This window comes from Photobacterium frigidiphilum (assembly GCF_003025615.1).
Lineage (GTDB): Bacteria > Pseudomonadota > Gammaproteobacteria > Enterobacterales > Vibrionaceae > Photobacterium > Photobacterium frigidiphilum.
Genome location: NZ_PYMJ01000109.1, coordinates 1 through 1,515, shown reverse-complemented (window position 1 = coordinate 1,515; position 1,515 = coordinate 1). Strand labels below are relative to the sequence as shown.

At 42.6% G+C, this 1,515-nt stretch carries 1 protein-coding gene and 4 tRNA genes; all 5 read right to left on the bottom strand.

The features are described from left to right. Positions 1–2: 2 nt before the first annotated feature. A tRNA-Thr gene (locus C9J12_RS29990) sits at positions 3–78 on the bottom strand. A 50-nt stretch (positions 79–128) separates the two neighbouring features. Further along, positions 129–204: transfer RNA gene (locus tag C9J12_RS29985), tRNA-Asn, on the bottom strand. 59 nt (positions 205–263) lie between these two features. Then, positions 264–339 (bottom strand) — tRNA-Phe (locus C9J12_RS29980). 134 nt (positions 340–473) lie between these two features. Then, entirely contained in the window at positions 474–1,100 is a 627-nt protein-coding gene (locus C9J12_RS29970; protein ID WP_107247114.1) for a glutathione S-transferase family protein, read from the bottom strand. Positions 1,101–1,388: 288 nt separating this feature from the next. Beyond that, a tRNA-Asn gene (locus C9J12_RS29965) sits at positions 1,389–1,464 on the bottom strand. Positions 1,465–1,515 lie beyond the last annotated feature (51 nt).

Here is a 1,515-nt window from a genome sequence, read left to right as displayed (position 1 = left end):
AATGGTGCCGACTACCGGAGTCGAACTGGTGACCTACTGATTACAAGTCAGTTGCTCTACCTACTGAGCTAAGTCGGCACACTAAATCTTTGTTGTCTTCAAGTTAACGTGCAACTCAAAAACGAATTTGGCTCCCTTTGCTGGACTTGAACCAGCGACATACGGATTAACAGTCCGGCGTTCTACCAACTGAACTAAAAGGGAATTATCTATTTCGTTGCTTGCACCGTACTTCTCATATTCTAACGAACAAAAAGAAATAATGGTGCCTCGAGGCGGAATCGAACCACCGACACGAGGATTTTCAATCCTCTGCTCTACCGACTGAGCTATCGAGGCAACGGAGCGCATTAAAAAGGTTTTCGGCTGTTTCGTCAATGGTTTTTTTGAGAAAAATGTTTAACTTTTGTTTTTTTGCACTGATTGGTGGAATTTTGAACTTGTTGGGCTCGTAAATACCGAAAAAACTCTTTCTAGTGATCACCTAAAGCCTGTTGCTCTTTGTTCAATGCGCGCATTAATGCTGGACGTTGGTTTAGCTTTTGGCGGTATTTTTCGAGTTTAGTGGGTAATTTTTGCTCGAACTTGACTGCCCAATTGAGGGTGTGGGCAAGAAGGATGTCTGCAATGCTGGGTGAACGCCCTATTACATAATCAGAATCTGGTAACCAAGTTTCGGCTGTTTGGGCGGCTTTCTTAAATTCCCAGCTGGCGACGGCAAGCATTTCTGGTAATCGAATCTGTTCAGGTAGGGCAAATTTATGTTTGCCCATGCTCCACAATGGTTGCTCTAACTCTGAAATAATAAAGCTGACCCATTGATGATGAAGCGCAGATTCTGCGGTACCAGATTTTGGTAGCCATTGTGGAACGTATTTTTCGGCAATGTAAAAGCAAATAGCGGATGATTCACATAAGGTAATGTCATTATCTGTGAGGGTCGGTATTTTACCTTGGTGGTTGAGAGCTTGGTAACTTGGTGATTTATGCTCACCTTTCATTAAATCAACTAAATGGTATTGCCAATCTAGACCGCTTTCTTCAAGTAACCATGAAACACGTAATGAACGAGAGCGAGGGTAGCCATATAAGGTGATCATTGGTCATCCTTGAGTTAGTAAAAAGATTAATACTCTTACCTAAACGTAGTCGAAGATATGGTAAAAAAGCCTTTAAAGCGCGATTTATGGCTTCTTCTGCTTACCTATGCCCTTAACTATGTCTATTTGAATTATTGCGTAGGTGATCTTTATAGAGCGAATATGGAGAGGTTCAAAGGGGGAAGGGGATTTCTGAGTGTAATAAGCGTATTTATGTGATGAAAGGGGGGAACAGTGACAAATAACAGGTATAAAAAAAGCCTCGTCCGAAGACGAGGCTTTTTAATGTGGCTCCCTTTGCTGGACTTGAACCAGCGACATACGGATTAACAGTCCGGCGTTCTACCAACTGAACTAAAAGGGAATTGTAATGGTGCCTCGAGGCGGAATCGAACCACCGACACGAGGATTTTCA